This window comes from Clostridium amazonense, assembly GCF_056431285.1.
The window spans coordinates 16,115-36,192 of record NZ_JBWKMH010000024.1 but is presented as its reverse complement, the minus strand read 5'-3'; the positions used below and the strand labels follow the sequence as shown (position 1 = coordinate 36,192).

The window sequence follows — 20,078 nt, the reverse complement described above, 5'->3', positions numbered from 1 at the left end:
ATTAAGTATATAAAAAAAAGATGCCTATCTCTAGTTAGAAATATCACCTTTTAACATTACAATTGTCATATTAAATTATGAAAAACTATAAATTCCCTTTTAAATAATTAACTGCAATAGCAGTTCTATGCTCTAATCCTGTTTTATTAAGTATTGTTGTTATATAGTTTCTTATAGTGCCTTCTCCTATATATAATTTCTTGCTAATTTCTTTATTGTTAAGTCCTTCAGCTATAGCTTTTATTATATCTTTTTCTCTATCTGTAAAATCATATTTATTAAATGATGGCTCTGAACTTTTAACTTGTAATTTTTTTAATATGTTTTCATTCATAACAATTGTATTATTATGAACAGAGATAATTGAATTAGCTATTTGTTCTGGAGAGTTGTTCTTTAATATATAACCTTTTGCACCATAACTAAGAGCTTCATTAACATAATCTTGTTCATCAAAAGTTGTAAGTATCAAACATTTTGTATTAGTTTTTTTAGTAATTTCTTTAACAGCTTCAACACCGCTTAAAATTGGCATTCTTATATCTATTAAAGCAACATCTACATTATTATTTAAACAGGCATTTATGGCTTCATTTCCATTTCCCGCTTCAGCTACTATTTCTATGTCTCCCTTTAGCGGTAATAGTATTTTTAGACTTTCTCTAATTAAACTATCATCATCACATATTAATAATTTTACGCTCATTATACTCCCCCTAAATTTAACATCATGTTAATTACAAAACCATTTTCACTTTTATAATTAAGTCGTCCACCAATCCCTTGCATTCTTTCTTCCATTCCTCTTATTCCAAGTCCTTTTTTAAGATTTAAGCATCCTTCTCCATTATCATGTATTTCTATTCTTGCAATTTTATTATATATATAAAATGAAACAATAACTTCTGTGGCATTTGAATACTTTGCTATATTCGTTAATGCTTCTTTTAAATTTTCTTCTATAATAATCCAAAAATTTAATTTGATTTTTTCAGTATTGCCTTCTATTCTTAGCTTAGTCTTTATTCCAGAGGTGTACGCAAAATTTAAAAGTTCTTCTTTAATATCTTCTATTGCCATAACTTTATCTCGTGGTTTAATATTCTTTAAAACTTTTCGAATTTCTTCCATACCATCTCTTAAATTTTCCATGGCACTTATTAAATATTTTTTACTTAGTTCATTGTCAGTTCCCAGTGTTTCTTTTGTAACTTCAAGTTGTAAAAGTGAGCTAGTTATTCTATGCCCTAAATGATCATGTAATTTTTGTGCTATAAAATTTCTTTCCCTTAAACTTGCAGTAATATTATTTTGTTCAAGATATTTTTCAAGATTTCTAATCTTTTCCTCCATAATATGTCGTTCATATCTTTGACCCTTATTAAATTCCTTTAATTCCTCATTGTTTATATGTTGTTTTTTCACTTCATATAAATATAATAGAATTATTATTGTATAAATTGTTATATTAAATATGTTTTCTTTTAAAATTGAATATGGTATTAATAAACTAATAATTGTGCATACAATTGGATTTATTTTATGATTTAAAATCTCAAATATTAATATAACTACTATATATTCAAATCCTGAAAATCCATGTATCATGGATAATATAGTTATAATTAATTGTATTATAGTAATAATTCTTATATATAAACTACTTAATTTTGAAATATTCTTTATCACTTCAAGTATACAAATAATTGTTATAAAACTTATATTTATAATTCTAATAATATCATCTGTTACATTAAATATAGTTGATATAGCTGCAAATATAGACATAATAAATAATAATAAACTTATATTTTTTTTCATTCTAATACCCCTATAATTTTTATTCAATATATTTATAGTATCTTAAATATTTATAGATTACAATATAAGGAAACAAACCTTTAATTAAAATAACTTTGCTAATTTATATTATTGAAAGTATGCCTTATGATTTCTATTTTTGTATTTTAACATAACTTAACAAATAATATAAAAACTTATATAAAATCATAACCAGATTCTTTTATGTTTCTTTTAATGCCTTTACTAAGTTCCTCTAGTTCATAACCTTTAAATTTATTTTTTGCATAAGCATCAGCTAAATGTAAAATTTCATTTTTCTTAAACTCTGCAAGTCTTTCTTTGCTATTTCTAGTTTGAAATAAATTTTCTTTTTGTGAATACCAATTTTTAATTTCTTCATCAGTAGGTATTTTGTAAGAATTGTAATGTACAACAGCATCTAATGGTAATCTATCAGAAAGTTTCCCTTCACTTTTAGGATAACCTAAACAGAGCATTCCTATTGGAAATGTGCCTTTAGGATTGTTTATTACATTTTTTATGTTCATAGAAGTTATATCTCCATTATAATATGTGCCAAGTCCTAAGCTTTCAGCTGCAATGGAAATGCTATGAAGACAGATTAATGCATCACAAATATTTATAATAAAACCATGAGTAGTATTTACAGGTACATTAGCATGTCCAAAAAGCTCAAACCACCTTTGAGTCCTATATGCATCAGCCAATGCTATTATTGCAAGTGGTGTATTATATACTCCTATATGATTTAATTTCTCTAAATCATCAATTACAATTAAAGAATACCCTTGTAGATTTCCACCATTAGCACTTCTAATACCTGCATTAAGTATTTGGCATAAAATTTTCTCATCAATTTTCCTATTTTCAAATGCTCTTGTTGATTTATGATTTATCAATGATCTTATTACTTCATTTTCCATTTTACATTCTCCAATCATTTTTTCTACATTATACCAATAACATATTGATAGTAACAGACTTATATATTAATCCGATTTATGGTATAATTATATTATAGAATTTAACTACTAAATTTTATTTTAAAGTATTACTAACTTCTTAATAAAAGTGATTCATATATTAAAATATAAAAAACAAGCATAAATATCCTTAAATAATGTGATATTTATGCTTATTCATTTGTATTACTAATATTACTTTTCAATTACTCCATAAATAATTGAACCTTTTTTCTTACCACCATAATACTTCTTTATTCCTAGCTTTTCAAAATCATTAAAACCATGTCGTTCTTTAATAACAACCCTTTTTTTACACACTCTAAGTGCTTCATCTAAAATCTCATTAGTTAATTCTTTATGATCTGCAAAATCTCTAAATGAATTTATGGATGTTGATTTTTTGTTTGGCTTTTTAAACATAGGGTCAAAGTATACTACATCAAAGCTATTATCTTTTTGTTTTAAAAGATAATCTTCATAGGACTCATTAACAACCTTTATATTGTTTGTGTAAGTTATAATTTCATCATTTGCATTAGTATAGTTTTCTAATCCACATTTACTTAAATAAGCTATATACTTATTAACTTCTGTACCAACCACAGATCCATTTTCTCCAACCACTCTTGAAAACACAAGAGAATCTCCTGCAAGACCTAATGTACAATCTAATATGCTCTCGCCCTCACATAGTTTTGTTGCTTCTATCATAGCTTCCTTATTCCCTTGTTCTATTGATTTAATCCTAAGTTCTGACATATTAGGATGCCAAAATAAATTACTATCTTCTCCCTTTATAACAATTTTATCTCTTTCAACTACTAATAAATAATCAAAATTCTCCTTTAAAATTGCTTTCTTTATACTAAAATTTTCTCTTTTTATATAAGGTATATTTAACTCTTTAGCTATTTCTATTGCTTTAAGATTTAAATTATCATCTGTTTCCCTTGTAGTAGTAACTGCTATTTTCATTCTTTCCTCTCTATCTTTCCTCATTGGCTATATATTTTTCGCCTTTATAAACTCTTATTAAAGAATTTATAAAGAATCTTATTATATCACATGTATAATAAATATAGGGTTCCAATCTCAAATTTAAAATAATATCTTTATCAAATTCTAATATTAATCTTACAGTTTATTCTGATATCATCATTGAAACCAATTAAGAACTAAGAGTGAAAAGTGAATAGTTATGGTGAATATTGCTCACTTCGTTCTTAATATTTAAAATAGAAATACTTAAAAACTATGTTTTTATATTGTTTTCAACTAATTTGCTCTGCAAATCTAATAAAAAATCATTTTTTAAAATTGAAAATCCAATTTTTACATTCACTTTCAACTTTCAATTAAATTAATTACAATTCTCAATTGAAAATTTTTTTCTTTTATCAAGAAACAGGAATTATTTAAATTAGTATTTCTTTAAAAATTGATTTAGAAAATCTTATTAATTTGTGTTTTATTTTCAAGACCTGAACCCAAGGACGGGTTCAGCGACTGCCTAGACAGGACGTCGTGTGAACTAAATTTAGAAGTATGTAATTGAAAATTCAATGTATATTTTTTATAAATCAAGGAAGCAGTTCACATCAATAATGGATTTTATTAATGTGAATTGCTGACAAATAGTTATGAAAAATAGACTAGAATTTAATTACATAGCCCTTACTTTAGTTCACTTATAGCCGTTTAGTCTTGGAAGTAAAATGGCAAATTTATTAGAGTTTCTTTGAGATTTTTATGAATAACGTTTTAAATAATTACTGTTTCTTGGAATACTACTATTCTCATTTAATATTTGAATAATTTCATTTTTCAGCTTGAAATCCTATAATATAGGAATACAAAGTCAAAGTTGAAATAATAAATCTAAATCCATTGTTCTATTATTTTAATCATATCTGAATAATTTTGTATTTTTCTAATTGTTTCAAAAACTTCACTTGTACTTATTTCTCTATCATCTTCACTTACACAATTTAATGCAAGTGACTGTTTTAAAATATATTCAAGCCATTGAAGCTTATTTAAGTATATAGCATATAATGCTTTTTTACACTCATCATAATTAATTTGTCTATTTTCTTTATAGCCATTAATAACATTCATAAACTTGTTTTTTCCTATGTTCCCACTTAAATTTTCAGACCAATAAAGTGCAACTTCAATTAAATCTTGCATTGGATTTACATATCCAGCTGATTCCCAATCTATAATAATTGGTTTTTCATTATTCCATAAAACATTTTTAGGGTCCATATCTCTATGACTAATTACTAAATTAGAATTGATACTGTTATATGATTTTATTGCAAGTTCATTCCATACATATAATGAATTTATTATTTCATCTAAAGTCTTAACCCATAAAGAATTGTTACTTTTTCCTTCATTCAAATAGCCTGTCCAATCAATTACACTATCATAGTAATCACAATTTTTATCTATATTAATATCTTTCCAATCAACTGAATGTATGTTTGAAAGAATAGAACCTATTAAATAACAATGCCTTAAAGTAATATCATTCATATTCATTTTTATTCCATTTATCCAATTAAAAATCATATAATTTTGATCATCTAAACAATGGATAACATTATTATTTATTACTAAAGCCGTAGATACTAAAATTTTATTTGATAAATAATTAGAAATTTTTTCTGAAACTATAGTATTATTTTTAGCATCATTTCTTGACATAATTTCTGGATTTAATGCTTTTACTGCATACTTTCCGCTAGTTGTATTAACAGAATACATTTTGTGCAAAAATCCACCTGAAACTCTTAGAGGTTTACTTACAACATCGCCTAAACCTAATAATTTACATAATTTCTCTATTTGAATGTTATACTTTAGCTTTTCCATTTGCTCCTCCAATAAATTGCTTTTAAAATCATATTTTTAAATATATAATTCCTATAAAACAATATATGAGTAATAAATATATATATGTTATATAGAGAAACAATTTTAAATATTTATATCCAAATCAAGGATCGCCAAGGTTAAAACCTCAGCTACGAAGGTGCTATAGATTTTAGCCACAAAGGAAAATAAAATGTGCCAATTCAATGTTTCAATCTTTCATTGGACATTTGGATATATTACCTTCTAATTCTAAACTTATTTCAAAAATGAATTTAAAAATATCTATAAATATCAATAGTATAATTTGATAGCTATGTTATTTAAACCTTGAACTTAGAACCTTCATTTTCATTTTTCACTCTTACTTCTTACTGGTTCCCAATATAATAATAAGAGTAAACTGTAACTCTATTTATATCATTTGATAATTATATAAACATTTATAAATAGAAATAAAAAATGAGCTAAAATAATTTTTAACTCATTTTCTATGATAATATTTAACAAGCAATAATTTCTTTAATCATAAATTCTCTACCACATAATAAATCCCAATCATTTTTTTCACATTTAGGGCATTTACCCTTATTCTCAAGTATATTGAAAACTGTATTACAATCCTTACAAATTCCGTTTCCAGGTAAAATTTCAATTTCTAATTTAGTATTTTCTAATAGTGTTCCATCCACTGCTGCTGGATAACATGCTTTAACATATCTTGGAACCATTGATGATAACTCACCTATTTGAATAACTAATGTATCTATATTACTTATATTATTGACTTTAGCAAATTTTTCAACAGTCTTAACTACTTGAAGTAAAACTCCTACTTCATGCAATTTAAATCACCACCTCTAATTAAAAGGTAATATTATTTTTTATCATCCTTACTAAAAACTGATTTTAATTTTCTTGCTGGTTTTTTTATAGCAATTCTAACTTTACGTTTAAATGCATGTTTAATAATTATTGGCTTCAAATTTGGGAACTCAACACCTTCACTATCATAAACTCTTTCTAGTTTAATAGCATCATACTTACATTTTGTAGAACAAACACCACAACCTACACATAAATATTCATCTACAACTGTAGCACCACAACCAAGACAACGTTCAGTTTCCTTTTTTAACTGTTCTTCTGTAAAAACCCCTCTTAAATCTTTAAAACTCTTCTTTTCTGTATTATCTTTACTATAATTTGCTTTTTGTCTTGGCATAGTATCATAACCTAAAAGTTCAAGATTATTTTTATCTAAAGGAGTGTAATCTCTTATAGTACGTCCTAAAATTAAACTTTGACCAGGATGAACATATCGATGAATTGAAATTGCAGCTTCTTTTCCAACTGCAATTGCATCTATAGCAAATTTAGGTCCGGTTACAACATCACCACCAGCAAATATATCCTTCTCATCTGTTTGTAAAGTAATTTTATTTGTCTTTATTGTATTATTAGGATTTATTTGAACCTTAGTATTTTCTAATATTTTTCCTAAATCTATTGATTGACCTATTGAAAGTAGTACATTTTCAGCTTTAACTATTTTTACATTATTTTCATCAAATTTTGGATTAAATCTCCTGTTTTCATCAAATACTGAAATACATTTTTTAAATTCAACTCCAACAACTTTTTCATCTTCTACAATAATTCGTTTTGGTCCCCAAGAATTATTAATTTCAATTCCCTCTTCAAGCGATTCTTCTATTTCCTCCAAAAGTGCAGGCATCTCTTCCTTGCTTTCTAAACAAAACATACTTACTTTAGAAGTTCCCACTCTTGTAGCACTCCTTGCTACGTCAATTGCTACATTTCCACCACCTATTACAACAGTATCTCCTTCTAATTCAAATTCTTCCCCTAAATTTATTTTTCTTAAAAAATCTACTCCTGTAATTACACCTTTAGCATCTTCTCCATCAATGTTAAGTTTTCTTCCTACTTGTGCTCCAATTCCAAAATAGAATGCATCAAATCCTTCTTGTCTTAAATAATTCAGACTTATATCTTTTCCTACTTCAACATTAGTTTTAAATTCAACACCTAATTCTTTTAAAATATTAATTTCAGCATTAACTACATTCTTTTCCAATCTAAAAGAAGGAATTCCAAGGGTTAACATACCACCAAGTGATTTTTGTTTTTCAAATACAGTAACTTTATATCCTTCAACTGCTAAGTAAAAAGCACATGAAAGTCCAGATGGTCCAGAACCTACAATTGCAATTTTATTTTTATATTGATTTTTTATTTTAGGTACATATCTAATTTCTTGATTTAAATCCTGTTCTGCAATAAATTTTTTAATATCATCAATAGCTATTGGATCATCAATATCTCCTCTTGTACATGCAGATTCACATTTTCTTGGACATATACGACCACATACTGCTGGAAATGGATTTTCATGTTTTATAAGCTCAAGTGCTTCTGTATATCTACCCTGAGATGCTAATTTTATATATCCTTGAATTGCAATATGTGCAGGACATTCAGCTTTGCAAGGACTTGTACCAGTGTCCAAAACAACTTTTCTATTAGTTCTATAATTAGGATTCCACTTATCTTCGCCCCATTCTGTATCACGTGGTAGCTCTCGTTTTTTCTCTAAAATAGGTGTTTTAGTACAAAGTTTTTGTCCTAATCTTAATGCATTAACTTGACAATTTTCAACACATTCGCCACAAGCTACACATTTATCTTTATCAACTTTTGCAACATAATTTGAACGTACCATATCTGTATTTAGAAACATTTCTGCCGTTCTTAAAGATAAACATGAGCATCCACAACAATTACAGATTGCATGAGTTTTTCCTGAACCATCTGTATTAGGTATTTGATGTACTAATCCATTTTCCTCAGCTCTTTTTATAATTTCAAAAGCTTCTTCTCTAGAAATTTGTCTACCTCTACCTGTACGAATGTAATATTCTGCTGCATGACCCATTTGAATACACATATCTTCCTTTAAATGCCCACAGCCTTCTCCCATAGCTTCTCTTGCTGTTCTACATGCACAATCAGAAACAGAAAAAATCTCATTATCATTAAGATATTTAGAAACTTCTTCATAAGATGCTTTTCTTGTTTCTGCTTCAATAGATTTCTCTATAGGAATAACTCTCATAAGTCCCTTTCCAACTGGAAAGTTTCCTGCTGTTTTTGGTCCTCTAATTCTGCCATATGCCTCAAAAGCTTCAGCAATTTGAGGATATTTCTCTACATTTGCTTTATTATTAACCATCATTTCCATTACACCTGGAATCCAAGTTTCAAGCCAATACTTATCTACACCATCAATCTCATTCACAAAGCAAACTCCAGCTACAGCTAAGTCCCATAAAAGTTTTGATGTTTCATCTACAGTTTTTCCACACAATAATGCGACTTCCTCAGCACTTTTAGGCTTTCTTAGCTCTAATTGAAGCCCTGCCTTTGCCATTTCTTCTGTAACAACAGGTTCTAAAATAATATACTCAGGATCTGTATATTTAATTTCTGATTTTGAGCCACGTTTTGATCTATTTATATGATTAGCAAGCTCTAATACCATTTCTTTTGACATAAATAGCCCCCTATCTAATATTTATAAGATTTGAATTTCATTCCAAATATTAATCTCACCACGCAACCAATTAGCCAGCTCATCAATTCCTTCTCCTGTTCTGGCAGATATAGGTATTATTTTAATATTAGGATTTAACTTTTTTGCATACTTTACAACTTTATCTATACTAAAATCAAAATAATCTATTGCATCAATCTTGTTAATTAACAATAAATCTGAAATTGTAAACATTAATGGGTATTTTAAAGGTTTGTCATCACCTTCAGGCACACTTAAAATCATAGCATTTTTAGATGAACCAGTGTCAAATTCTGCTGGACACACTAGATTCCCTACATTTTCTAAAATAGCAAAATCAACATCATCAGTGCCTAATTCATCTAAACCTTGTTTTGTCATATCTGCATCTAGATGACACATACCACCAGTGTGTAATTGAATTACTTTTGCTCCTGTTTTAGAAACAGTATTTGCATCTACATCTGAATCAATATCTGCTTCTAATACACCTATTTTAATTTCATCTTTAAGTTCATTAATTATCCTTAAAACAGTTGTTGTTTTTCCTGAACCTGGTGATGACATTAAATTTAATAAAAAAGTTTTATTTTCTTTTAATTCTTCTCTAAGTAAACTAGCTTGTTTATCATTATCCTCGAAAACACTTTGTTTAATTTCAATAATTTTATAATTATCCATAGGACTAATCCCCTCCAATTTGATAAAAATAGATTTTACTATTAACTTTATATTAATAATCATATATTTTATAAATAGAATTATTCTTATATAATTTTTAACAATATATAAAATATCTCTAATTATCTATTTTTTTATTTATACATTTGAATATACCATGCTTTATAATCATGCTTTTTATAGAATTTAATAATACTATCCATATCCTTAGTTGAAGAATAAATTAGTGATCTTTCAATTCCCTCCTTTTTTGCTACCTCTAATAATTTATCTATTAACTCACTTCCTATATTTAAGTCTCTAGTACCCTGACTTACATAAATATCATCTACTTCAATATATTGTTCTCCCTCATGAAATATAGACATATTTTTAGATTCATGAACTGTACCGTATATAAACCCAACAATTTTTCTATCTATTTCAGTAATATAGAAATACTTTCCTAGTTTATTTTGTAAATAATTTTTATCAGCAGATACAAATCCATAAGTAATATTTTCATTTTCCCAACTTTTTTGTAAATTCAAAACCTCTTCTAAATCTTTATACTCACATTTTCTAATAATTACATCCCCCATAATGTCCTCCAATATTTTACCTTAAAGATTAGGTATTTATAATTAATTATATATCAAATAATTATATATTTTCAAAAAATTAAGAATATAAACTAAATATGTATTTACTTTTCACTATTTATATAATATAAAAGTTAATTAGCAAAAGATATTTTATAATAAAAATGCTATCATAAATTTAAAGTAATTATAAATTAAGAAATTATTAGATGCTTTTTTATATAAAAAAAGCATGTTTTCACATGCTCTCTTATATAAACCTAAATATCAAAAGTTAGTCTTTAACAACTTATATTTCTTTAGAATGTAACTCTGCCCATACAGGTATAAATCCAGATTTAATGGCAACTACTTGAGAATATATATTGGATTCTATTGTGCTATAAAATGGGATTTTGCCTCTTTTTAAAATTTCGTTTTTAAGTAAAGAAACTAAGTTTGTCCCTATACCTTTTCCACGATATTCTTCTATAACATTAATACCAATTTGCCACATACCATCACAATCACAACTTGCTCCTGCCATGCCAATAATCTCTCCTTTATTTAAAGCCGCAACGCCTAAAACATCTGGATGCTTGTCATCAAATATAAAAGCTTCATCAAATCTATCATCATTTTTAAATTGAATAATATCCTCTTGTTCATACCATTTAATATCTGTAATAGGTTTTGCATCTTCTAATGGTTTTAATGGTAAGTAGAAATGGTGAACATCCCCTATTTCATGTCCAAATTCTAAAAGTATTTTATCTATGCTTTTAAGAAAAGGAATTAAAAATAGCCAATTAGCATCATAATCTTCTAACCTTTCTTTAAACCAAGGCATAACGTCTTTTTTAGTTGATACAATAGCTCTTCTTCCAAAACAAAGAATATGAAGTATACAATCATCATCATAAAACCTACTTCCTATTTTGTTTTGTTTCTTTACAACAGTATTTTCATTTTTCTCTAAATCTTCAACTTGACAATTAAAATCTAATGACAGTTGTTTTTTTACAATATTTAAAATTTCATTTTTAGTAAACATAAATCATCCCACCTTACTTATATCTTTTTTAATGTTATATCTAACTTTCCATTTATATTTATCATATTTGTAAATACATATTTGAAAATTTGACTCCTGAAAAAAATCCCATTTTATCATATAAACTTTCAGCTTCATTTCCAATAGTTACACATAATATTGTTGCTGGTGATATTTTATTTAAATTTGTTAAAGCTCGTTTTATCATATTTGATGCAATTCCTAAATTTCTATATTTAGAATTTACTACAATTTCTCCAATTTCAGAAAAATCATTATCACAATACCCATTAATCCCTGCGATGCAAGCTGCAATTAACTTATTACTACTTTTTTCAAAAACAAGAGTTGAGCCATCAAGTGTACTATTAGATTTATATATAGAAAGAATATCTTCTGCATCTAATGTAGACTCTTTCAAAGTATGCTTACCTAAAATTTCATAGTCTATTCCATCAGTATAACACTCTAAGAATAATTGCCCTATTTTCTGAACATCACATAGCTTTGGAGTTTTAACAATAAAATCATCACTAAAATTAATATCATTAAAGACTTCCGTTGGACGAATCATTACTTTTCGTTCATAACTTACCTTGTATCCAAGTTTATGAAAATGTTCTACATCTTTCGGAGTAACACCATAGACTCTAATATTATTAGCATTATCTTTCCATTGTACTAATGCATTAGTAAGAGCACTAATTACTGTAAATCTATCAACAATATAAGGGTTTTCCATAAAAAAACTTCCCATTAAATTAGGGCAAATGTGTACACCACCAATTCTTTTATCATTTTTAAATATCCAAAATAAATTATTATACTTCATCTTATCCCTTGTTTGTTTTTCCCAACTAAAGCGTAGCTCTAAATCTACATTTGAATATATTGTTTCATGAATTCCAAACTCAAGTTTGTCAGCGGATTTAAGTATAAATCCATTATTTAATTTATATTCTTTTAGCCCATCCTGCCATTTATTTACTTTCTCCACATAAACTCCTCCATTTTTAAAAAGTACATATTTTATTTTAAATTTAACTTTACAAATATAAATCTTTTATTCAAATTTTATATTTTGTAAATCTTTAAGATATTTATCTTCTATATGATTTTTAGTAAAAATATAAAAAACATTTGGAAGTATTTTATTTTCATGAGGTAAGAGCTTAATATCTTTATAATGCATACATGTAAGCTCGCTATTACATAAATATATATACTTTTCATATTCATCTGTATCCGAATATACTTGTACTTTGTAGTTCAAATCATCACTTCCACATAAAAAAGATGATTTAGGATAAATTTCATAATCTCGTGTACCAGGCCTGTATTTATTAATATATCCTCCATGATTTTTTACACTTACCCAACTTTTTTCTATTTCATTACCTATTTTTAAAAATGAAACATTGGTAAATTTATTAATATTCCTATAAATATCTTCATTATTAATGATTTGAGTAAAGTTTAAAACAATTGGAACACCTGGCAACATTAAAAAATATTGATTTAAATAGATTTCCTTAAAAGATTCAATATTTTTTATGTGGATACTTGTCTTTATTCCACTCCATCTATTTCCTAAAGTATCTAATTTCTCTATAAATTCTATATTTATATCTTCATTTAATAACATTTTGCCATTTTCAATCATATTCTCGGGGATATTAAGTATCCCACCTATCCATGGATTATACCAACTTTTCATTTCTATATTTGGAAAATCTGTATCTAACCATTCTTTACCTTCAAATTCCATTGAAAATATTCCAGGTGAAAACATATTAGAAGCTTTTATTTTTATAACTCCATTATCAATTGAATAGACCTTAATTCCACTAATTTCACTTATATCATGCTTAAATGGTATATTTTTAATATAAAATATAGCTTTTTTACCCTCAAAACTAAATGTTTTAAAATTAGCTTTTATAGATAAAATATCATTGTCAATGAAGTTATCTGCATGAAGTGGAATAGTCATTCTCTGTGTCTTATTTTCAATTTGTACATGAGTTTCATTAAAAGAATTATTTGAAGATTGTATTGTAACTTCTCCCTCATGTAAAATTTCTTTATTTTCTATAATTTTAATATTAAAATTTTCCTTTACAAAAGGATTATAATCATTAATATTTAATTCAAAATCATCTAATACAAATGTGTTTTTTATATGATTACATTTAAGTGCAAATTTTTTAACTTCTTCCCATGTTTTAAATGTTGAAAAAGCTAAGTATAGAGGCTTAGTAGTTTTAATTTCATTTCCTTTTAATATTCCTAAATCATATTCAATATTCATATGCCACCCATCAAAAGTACATTTAGAATTTTGTGGCCAAATTAAACTTTCTTCTAAGCTTGAAAATATCCAGTTTTCACTAAATTTTTCACTATTATAATAACTAGGATAGTCATCTCTAACTTCATTAGATTTAATAATTTTGTTGTCATAGGGAATTATTGCACCTTCTATTCTGTAGTGAAAACTTTTTTCTATACTTATATTTTTTGTAGGTTCATTTGATTTATTTTGAACTTTATAGTAATGCTCAATTAATCCATTTTTATAAAGTTTAAATATAGTTTTTACTATAACATCTTTGTGTACTGTTGAAATATAATCGCCAATAAGAATCATTTTAGAATCCTTGTTATAAAGCTTAACATTTTCAATTGAAGTATTGCTAAATTCATCTGAATAAGGCATTCCTATTCTAGGATATAAAATATAAGAATTCATTTTTTTATTACCAACAAATATATGAACTTTATTAGAACTTTTATCCATAATCAATTTGTAAATATCATTTACAATAACATATTTATTATCTAATTCTCCACCAAATGAATTATCATATCCTTGAAATACTTCACCAATATATTTCTTAAATTTAATACATTCTCCATTTTCTAATGTTGCTTTAATATTAAGTTCTTCATGATATAAACATGGCTTTCTCATTATGACTTCTATAGGAATTTGTCTTTTCTCATTTGCTACCATTTCAATTTTGAAATTATTTTGTGAAAATTCTAACTCATCTACTTGAGGCAGTACAAATTCAAATACAGAATTTTCATTTGTACAATTTTCAATATCAATATATAGATTAAATTTTTCGTCATTACATCTTAATACATTATCATAAAACAAAGAAACCTTTGCTGGAAATTGTGGTGATATACCTAAACTAAATACTGCTTTTTTCCCATTAATTAATACATCGGCTGTAAGTTTTGGATAAATGCTAAAGTTATTAAACTCCTTTTGAATTTCTTCTACATAAAAATCACCTTGAATAATTTCTTTTTTTAAAACATCTATTTTTTCATGAAATAAAAATTTAATATTTTTATTATTTTTTCCTATTACTTCTACTGTTAATGCCTTTCCAGACTTATTTATAATTTCATAAGTTGCATTATAAGTTCTATTAAAAATTAAATTTTGTTTAGGTGCTGATAATGTTATTTTATAATCTTCAGTTTCTATAAGTCTAAGCCCTCTGCCTTTTCTTTCAAAATCCATTCTTAATTTCTGATTATTTTTCTCCCAACAATATTCATATATTTCAAAACCATCGATAAACCCTCCATCAGGTTCCATGTTAATGGTTCTTTTCATATCATCATACCAGTTTGCTGTTTTAAAAAATTCATTGACTGCTTCAGTTTGCATTACTGTAGGAATAAAATTCATAAGATGAATCTCATCTTCTCTATTTTCAAAAAAATATCCACATTTTTTATAAAGTGGCATGGCTTTTGTATTACTTGCCCAAGTATTTATATCAATACGTGGATATTTAAGTTCTATAGTTCTTTCTATAGCTTTTTTTACTAATGCTTTACCAATACCCATTCCATGACAATCATATCGAGCATTTAATAATTTAATATGCAAAGTATCTTCGTCTTCTAAAGATTTTGTAAATGAACAATATCCAACAACTTCATTATTTAATATAGCAAGATAAGTATTTATATTAGCTGAATTTTTATGTTCAGCAATAATACTTTCCTCAGTTTTATTTCCATTTTCACCATTCCATCCTTCAGTACTTCTTCTCCACATATCCGCAATAGATTTTGCATAGGATTCATTATATTCTACAATTTCAAGCCCTTTCATAATATCACCTCTTATCAATAGATAATTTTACTTAAAAGTAAATCACTATAGGTTTCCAAGTTCAAATTTTAAATAATACATTTATCAAATGATAATTCTAGAGTTGAAAGTTATTCATGTTTTTATATTTGGAACCAATTAAGAACTAAAAAGTAAGAGTGAAAAGTTATGGTAGCTATTACTCACTTTGTTCCTAATATCTAAAAATAGAAATATATAAAAACTAGTTTTTATATTGTGTTTAAATATAGGGTTCCAAGTTCATCTTCATAATTATTGGTTTCAAAACTTGGATACCCTTAAGAGTGAGACTAGCTCGGAATCATTTTAAAGTTAGTATTCCTTTTGAAAGTAATATATTTACAGCTAAAAAAATAGTTTTGAATTCGAGCTTGTTTCCCTATAATTTGCTTTGAAAATTTAATAAAAAATCATTCTTTAAAATTGGAAATCCAATTTTTACATTCACTTTCAATTTTCAATTTTACATTTTCAATTAAACTAATTAGAATTCTCAACTGAAACATGAATAACTTAAAGTCTCCTTGGATTCCTATATATACATTAATTTTATTATTTTAAGATACTTTTTTATATTGCCAATATATTTCGGTATTAAATTTAAACAAAAAATATACAGAGTATATAAATAACTCTGTATATTTTAAAATAATTTATAACATTAAATGCATTCATTTGAATTTTATAACACTAATTCAGATTTAAATACTATTATAGCATTTCCTGAAACTTTAACTTCACTAGGTTCATTATCTTTTATTGTCACTTCAATTTCAATAATACCTGCTCTATTTATAGCTTCTCCTTGTTTAGCTTTAAATTTGAATATAGAATTATTATGCTTAACAAGATTATAATGCACAAGATAAGCACCTAATGGTCCATTGGCATTTCCAGTAACAGGATCTTCATTAATTCCTATTGCAGGTGCAAACATTCTACCATGTATTAAAATATCATTTTCTTCAGAATCCATTGTGAAAATATAGTACCCATTACAATTAATAATTTCACTTAGTTTAGAAAGTTTGTTGTAATCTGGCTTTAAATTGTTTAAAATTTCAATACTTTTTATTCCAATCATAACTTTAGAATGCCCTGTTGAAACAATTTGAATTTTACATTTTTCATTCAAGTCAGTATCTTTTATATTAAGAGCTTCTAAAAGTTTTATTTTATTTTCACCTTCAATAATATTTCCGAATTCAATTTTACCTTGAGTCATAACAATTTTATAATCATTATTTTCATTTATAATATCTACAGGTAAAATTCCAGCACCTGTCTTTTGGTAAATTCTCGATGTACTTAAATTGTTTTCAATGGCACGAGCATAGTGAGCAGCAATAGTAGCATGACCACATATAGGCACTTCATTTTTAGGAGTAAAAAAACGTACATGAACATCATACTCATTACTATTGGAAGAAAAAATAAAAGCTGTTTCAGAATTATTAAGCTCCCTTGCAATATTTTTCATTTCATCATCTTTAAGTCCATCTGCATTTATTATTACTCCCGCTGGATTACCCATAAATTTTTCTTTAGTAAATGAATCAATTTGATATACTGTATATTTCCTTTCCATAAAATCACCTCAATAAAATACTTTTATTAATTCTATTTTTTCACTCTCATATCACTTTTAAGTTTTAGCATTTCATAATTACATTCTTCTTTTATTTGCTCAGCTTTATAACGCAATGATAACCATTCAATAACTTCTCTAAATTGTTTTAACGTTATAACATCCACTTGTAATAGCTTCATAGCTGTATCTTTTACATATTTTACATCTCTATTAGTAATTTCAGATGAATTTCTTTTTAAAATATCTAGGATATCTAAAGTTCCATCTTTCTTAAAATCCTTATCTGTTATTTTTATTTTTAACAAACTTTCTAATTTAGATATTGCTTCCAATGCCTCTTTAGTAAGTTCTTTTTTAGAACATATTTTATTTTTTAAGTCTTGGGCATTTTTTAAATTAATTCTAAAATCTATTTTAGAATTAATTTGATTAAATTTGTTTCTTTTTGAGTTTGAAATTTCTTTATTTATGATATTAATTTCCACAACACATTCATCTCCTAAAAATCATAAGTTTTAAATTTAAATCTTGCATTTTTATTATCGAATTATTATTTACCTTATTAATATATATTTTACAATATTTTCTTTAATATTAAAAATATAGTACTATATTTTTAAAAGTTTACCTTTAAATTAGTTATGCTATAATAAATCTATATTAGGAGGTGTTTTTTATGAAGGTATTAAATAATACATTCAGCTATAAATCAGTTTGCTCCTTGCAAGGAACACAAAAAAATCAGCTATGATTTGTTTGGAGCCTAAGCTGTTAAATTAGCTGAATATGCATATATTTTAGGTTCTGTAACACATAGCATTTTAATGTTCTTTGCTTTAATACTAAGATATAAGTAGAGGAGTAAGGAAATGAAATATGTAAAAGCACAAGATGTGTTACCAGAAGAAATTGTTAAAATAATACAAGAACATGTAGATGGAAAATATCTTTATGTACCTAGAAAACATGAAAATCATAAATCCTGGGGAGAAAATAACGGTACTAAAAGTATGCTTAAAGTTAGAAACATTGAGATTTATAAAAAATATGTTAATGGTGCAACTATTAAGACGTTAACAGAAGAGTATTATTTATCTGAAAAAAGCATACGTAGAATAATATATGAAGAAAGAAATAGATGCTCATAATCATTACAGTATTATTTATTAGATTGAATACCTGTTTTAAAACATGATATTATTTCATTGTCACATTACAATGAAAGTTTTCAAGCAAAGTTTTCAATTTTAAAATATTAGTTTGACTTAATAATTATGATTATGGACTATATTTAAAATTAAGATAAATGCTGTTACTTTTAAAATTAGTAATAGCATTTATTTTTTATGTTTTACAAATATATTAGAAATGAGGTATTAATATTTATGAATGCTTTTATAAAAAAACATCAATATAATTATATAAAAAAATGCTTATTTGACTTAAATAATGCTTTTATAAATTGTGAAGATACAAATATCATTAATGCGACGAAAGGATATTTGCAAGAAAAAATATTTAATATTTTTAAGGAGTTATCTACTGAACAAAAAGAAGTCCTTAATATTAATGGAATAACTGAGCCTATGTACATTAATATATACATAAACAGTTTAGACAAATATGTATATGGGATGCCGCCTGTTACAAAAGCACAAATCAATAAATTATTTAAAAAAGAAAAAAAATTACAATTACCAAATGAAGAGTTACAAAATTCAAAAAATGTATATTTAGGATGGATTGATAACTCTATTAGAAAATTACTTATAGTTTATAATATGAATGGTAAGCTTATAGGTATGGCCTGTAGGCTTCCAAATTCTAAACCCAATACACCTTATGTTTGTGCACTTTGTAATCATATAGGGATTGAAAATGAAGTGGCATTTGTTTCACCTGTATGTAAAGGTTCTAAAAATATAGAAGGTAATTATAGATCTATAGGCTTTCATGTGTGTTTAGACAGTGCTAAATGTAATGAGCGAATTATATCTACAGAAAAACTTGAAAAACTTTTAAAAGATGTTAACAACCTATAATTTAAATAAGCATAAGAATGCTTTAACAAAAGATGTTTTAAATATTTTGATTATAATGAATCTATTATTTATCCAATGGATAAATGGGAACTCTAGTTTAAACTGTATGTTAATCTTAGAGTTCCTTTTTAGTTAGTGTTATCATAAAATTTATATTTAATTTATTAATCACTAAACCCCAATTAGAATAAGCTCTTTTATATTATTTTATAATTTGTTAAATTTGTAAATAAAACATTGCACTATACTTTTATCATTTGAAAATATTATTTCTTTCTTTTTATTTTTATTGTCTTGAATACTTGCATATATATGTTTTTAAATTTTAACTGTTTTAACAACTTCAATATATCAGTTTTTATTTTGAAATTTATAAATTTTACAAATTGATAAAGTAGTGCACATTATTGAGCCTATCAGTGCTAAAATATCAACGTATAAATAAGTTTTAGGTTGATATGGACATTTTATGGCATTTATAACTGAAATTATCCATAATATATTAAATATTATACATATAATTAGTGATCCTTTTCTTAAAGGTTTCTTACCTATTAAAATAATTAGAAATGATATTAATAATAATATAGCTATAAGTTCATAATCTTCACTATGAACATTGGGCGGAATATCACCACCAACAAGAATACTACATATAAATGCATTAAGTAATGAAAAAAACAATAATACTTCTTTAATCATACATACCCCCAGAAAT

General features: G+C 25.6%; 17 protein-coding genes. 2 read left to right on the top strand and 15 right to left on the bottom strand.

Annotated elements, in window-relative coordinates:
- Window positions 1-85: 85 nt before the first annotated feature.
- The 14 genes from AC07E4_RS09505 to AC07E4_RS09440 form a co-directional block, all read right to left on the bottom strand.
- A complete protein-coding gene (locus AC07E4_RS09505; protein ID WP_040327413.1) occupies window positions 86-706 on the bottom strand; it encodes a response regulator transcription factor in 621 nt (206 codons plus the stop codon).
- A complete protein-coding gene (locus AC07E4_RS09500; RefSeq protein WP_478216245.1) occupies window positions 706-1,821 on the bottom strand; it encodes a sensor histidine kinase in 1,116 nt (371 codons plus the stop codon). Before AC07E4_RS09500 ends, AC07E4_RS09505 begins: the two co-directional genes overlap by 1 nt.
- Window positions 1,822-1,997: 176 nt before the next feature.
- Window positions 1,998-2,747 (bottom strand): nitroreductase family protein, encoded by a 750-nt coding sequence (locus AC07E4_RS09495; RefSeq protein ID WP_478216244.1) that lies wholly within the window; start codon window positions 2,745-2,747, stop codon window positions 1,998-2,000.
- 234 nt (window positions 2,748-2,981) lie between these two features.
- Complete coding sequence (locus tag AC07E4_RS09490; RefSeq protein ID WP_040327410.1) at window positions 2,982-3,764, bottom strand: class I SAM-dependent methyltransferase; 783 nt, start codon at window positions 3,762-3,764, stop codon at window positions 2,982-2,984.
- A 903-nt stretch (window positions 3,765-4,667) separates the two neighbouring features.
- The gene (locus AC07E4_RS09485; protein WP_478216243.1) at window positions 4,668-5,669 is read right to left on the bottom strand and encodes an aminoglycoside phosphotransferase family protein; all 1,002 of its coding nucleotides are present in this window, start codon (window positions 5,667-5,669) and stop codon (window positions 4,668-4,670) included.
- Between the two features lie 503 nt (window positions 5,670-6,172).
- Window positions 6,173-6,514 carry a hydrogenase maturation nickel metallochaperone HypA/HybF gene (locus tag AC07E4_RS09480; protein ID WP_040327408.1) on the bottom strand — a complete coding sequence of 114 codons (342 nt, stop codon included), beginning with the start codon at window positions 6,512-6,514 and terminating at the stop codon, window positions 6,173-6,175.
- Between the two features lie 32 nt (window positions 6,515-6,546).
- A complete protein-coding gene (locus tag AC07E4_RS09475) occupies window positions 6,547-9,246 on the bottom strand; it encodes an FAD-dependent oxidoreductase (RefSeq protein ID WP_478216242.1) in 2,700 nt (899 codons plus the stop codon).
- A gap of 21 nt (window positions 9,247-9,267) precedes the next feature.
- Window positions 9,268-9,948: a hydrogenase nickel incorporation protein HypB gene (gene hypB / locus AC07E4_RS09470; protein WP_478216241.1), complete on the bottom strand. Its 681-nt coding sequence runs from the start codon at window positions 9,946-9,948 to the stop codon at window positions 9,268-9,270.
- A 134-nt stretch (window positions 9,949-10,082) separates the two neighbouring features.
- Window positions 10,083-10,529 carry a GNAT family N-acetyltransferase gene (locus AC07E4_RS09465; RefSeq protein ID WP_478216240.1) on the bottom strand — a complete coding sequence of 149 codons (447 nt, stop codon included), beginning with the start codon at window positions 10,527-10,529 and terminating at the stop codon, window positions 10,083-10,085.
- Window positions 10,530-10,818: 289 nt separating this feature from the next.
- Complete coding sequence (locus AC07E4_RS09460; protein ID WP_478216239.1) at window positions 10,819-11,562, bottom strand: GNAT family N-acetyltransferase; 744 nt, start codon at window positions 11,560-11,562, stop codon at window positions 10,819-10,821.
- 61 nt (window positions 11,563-11,623) lie between these two features.
- On the bottom strand, window positions 11,624-12,559 hold the full coding sequence (locus AC07E4_RS09455; protein ID WP_478216238.1) for a GNAT family N-acetyltransferase: 936 nt from the start codon (window positions 12,557-12,559) through the stop codon (window positions 11,624-11,626).
- A gap of 66 nt (window positions 12,560-12,625) precedes the next feature.
- Window positions 12,626-15,706, bottom strand: coding sequence for a GNAT family N-acetyltransferase (locus AC07E4_RS09450; RefSeq protein ID WP_478216237.1), 3,081 nt, complete (start codon window positions 15,704-15,706; stop codon window positions 12,626-12,628).
- Window positions 15,707-16,409: 703 nt separating this feature from the next.
- Window positions 16,410-17,315, bottom strand: coding sequence for a PhzF family isomerase (locus AC07E4_RS09445; protein WP_478216236.1), 906 nt, complete (start codon window positions 17,313-17,315; stop codon window positions 16,410-16,412).
- A gap of 32 nt (window positions 17,316-17,347) precedes the next feature.
- The gene (locus AC07E4_RS09440) at window positions 17,348-17,803 is read right to left on the bottom strand and encodes a hypothetical protein (protein WP_478216235.1); all 456 of its coding nucleotides are present in this window, start codon (window positions 17,801-17,803) and stop codon (window positions 17,348-17,350) included.
- 384 nt (window positions 17,804-18,187) lie between these two features.
- Here AC07E4_RS09440 and AC07E4_RS09435 point away from each other — a divergent pair, with 384 nt between their 5' ends.
- Entirely contained in the window at window positions 18,188-18,466 is a 279-nt protein-coding gene (locus tag AC07E4_RS09435) for a CD3324 family protein (protein WP_478216234.1), read from the top strand.
- Window positions 18,467-18,703: 237 nt separating this feature from the next.
- Complete coding sequence (locus AC07E4_RS09430; protein ID WP_478216233.1) at window positions 18,704-19,360, top strand: FusB/FusC family EF-G-binding protein; 657 nt, start codon at window positions 18,704-18,706, stop codon at window positions 19,358-19,360.
- Between the two features lie 351 nt (window positions 19,361-19,711).
- Here the strand turns inward: AC07E4_RS09430 and AC07E4_RS09425 are convergent, their stop codons facing one another.
- Window positions 19,712-20,062 (bottom strand): hypothetical protein, encoded by a 351-nt coding sequence (locus AC07E4_RS09425; RefSeq protein WP_478216232.1) that lies wholly within the window; start codon window positions 20,060-20,062, stop codon window positions 19,712-19,714.
- Window positions 20,063-20,078: the final 16 nt, after the last annotated feature.

Excerpts from the sequence above, each read along its gene's own strand:
- AC07E4_RS09495 (WP_478216244.1), bottom strand. The coding sequence starts at position 2,747 with ATGGAAAATGAAGTAATAAGATCATTGATAAATCATAAATCAACAAGA.
- AC07E4_RS09460 (WP_478216239.1), bottom strand. The coding sequence starts at position 11,562 with ATGTTTACTAAAAATGAAATTTTAAATATTGTAAAAAAACAACTGTCA.
- AC07E4_RS09475 (WP_478216242.1), bottom strand. The coding sequence starts at position 9,246 with ATGTCAAAAGAAATGGTATTAGAGCTTGCTAATCATATAAATAGATCA.
- AC07E4_RS09450 (WP_478216237.1), bottom strand. The coding sequence starts at position 15,706 with ATGAAAGGGCTTGAAATTGTAGAATATAATGAATCCTATGCAAAATCT.
- AC07E4_RS09465 (WP_478216240.1), bottom strand. The coding sequence starts at position 10,529 with ATGGGGGATGTAATTATTAGAAAATGTGAGTATAAAGATTTAGAAGAG.
- AC07E4_RS09485 (WP_478216243.1), bottom strand. The coding sequence starts at position 5,669 with ATGGAAAAGCTAAAGTATAACATTCAAATAGAGAAATTATGTAAATTA.
- AC07E4_RS09430 (WP_478216233.1), top strand. The coding sequence starts at position 18,704 with ATGAATGCTTTTATAAAAAAACATCAATATAATTATATAAAAAAATGC.
- AC07E4_RS09425 (WP_478216232.1), bottom strand. The coding sequence starts at position 20,062 with ATGATTAAAGAAGTATTATTGTTTTTTTCATTACTTAATGCATTTATA.
- AC07E4_RS09445 (WP_478216236.1), bottom strand. The coding sequence starts at position 17,315 with ATGGAAAGGAAATATACAGTATATCAAATTGATTCATTTACTAAAGAA.
- AC07E4_RS09505 (WP_040327413.1), bottom strand. The coding sequence starts at position 706 with ATGAGCGTAAAATTATTAATATGTGATGATGATAGTTTAATTAGAGAA.
- AC07E4_RS09500 (WP_478216245.1), bottom strand. The coding sequence starts at position 1,821 with ATGAAAAAAAATATAAGTTTATTATTATTTATTATGTCTATATTTGCA.
- AC07E4_RS09435 (WP_478216234.1), top strand. The coding sequence starts at position 18,188 with ATGAAATATGTAAAAGCACAAGATGTGTTACCAGAAGAAATTGTTAAA.
- hypB (WP_478216241.1), bottom strand. The coding sequence starts at position 9,948 with ATGGATAATTATAAAATTATTGAAATTAAACAAAGTGTTTTCGAGGAT.
- AC07E4_RS09490 (WP_040327410.1), bottom strand. The coding sequence starts at position 3,764 with ATGAAAATAGCAGTTACTACTACAAGGGAAACAGATGATAATTTAAAT.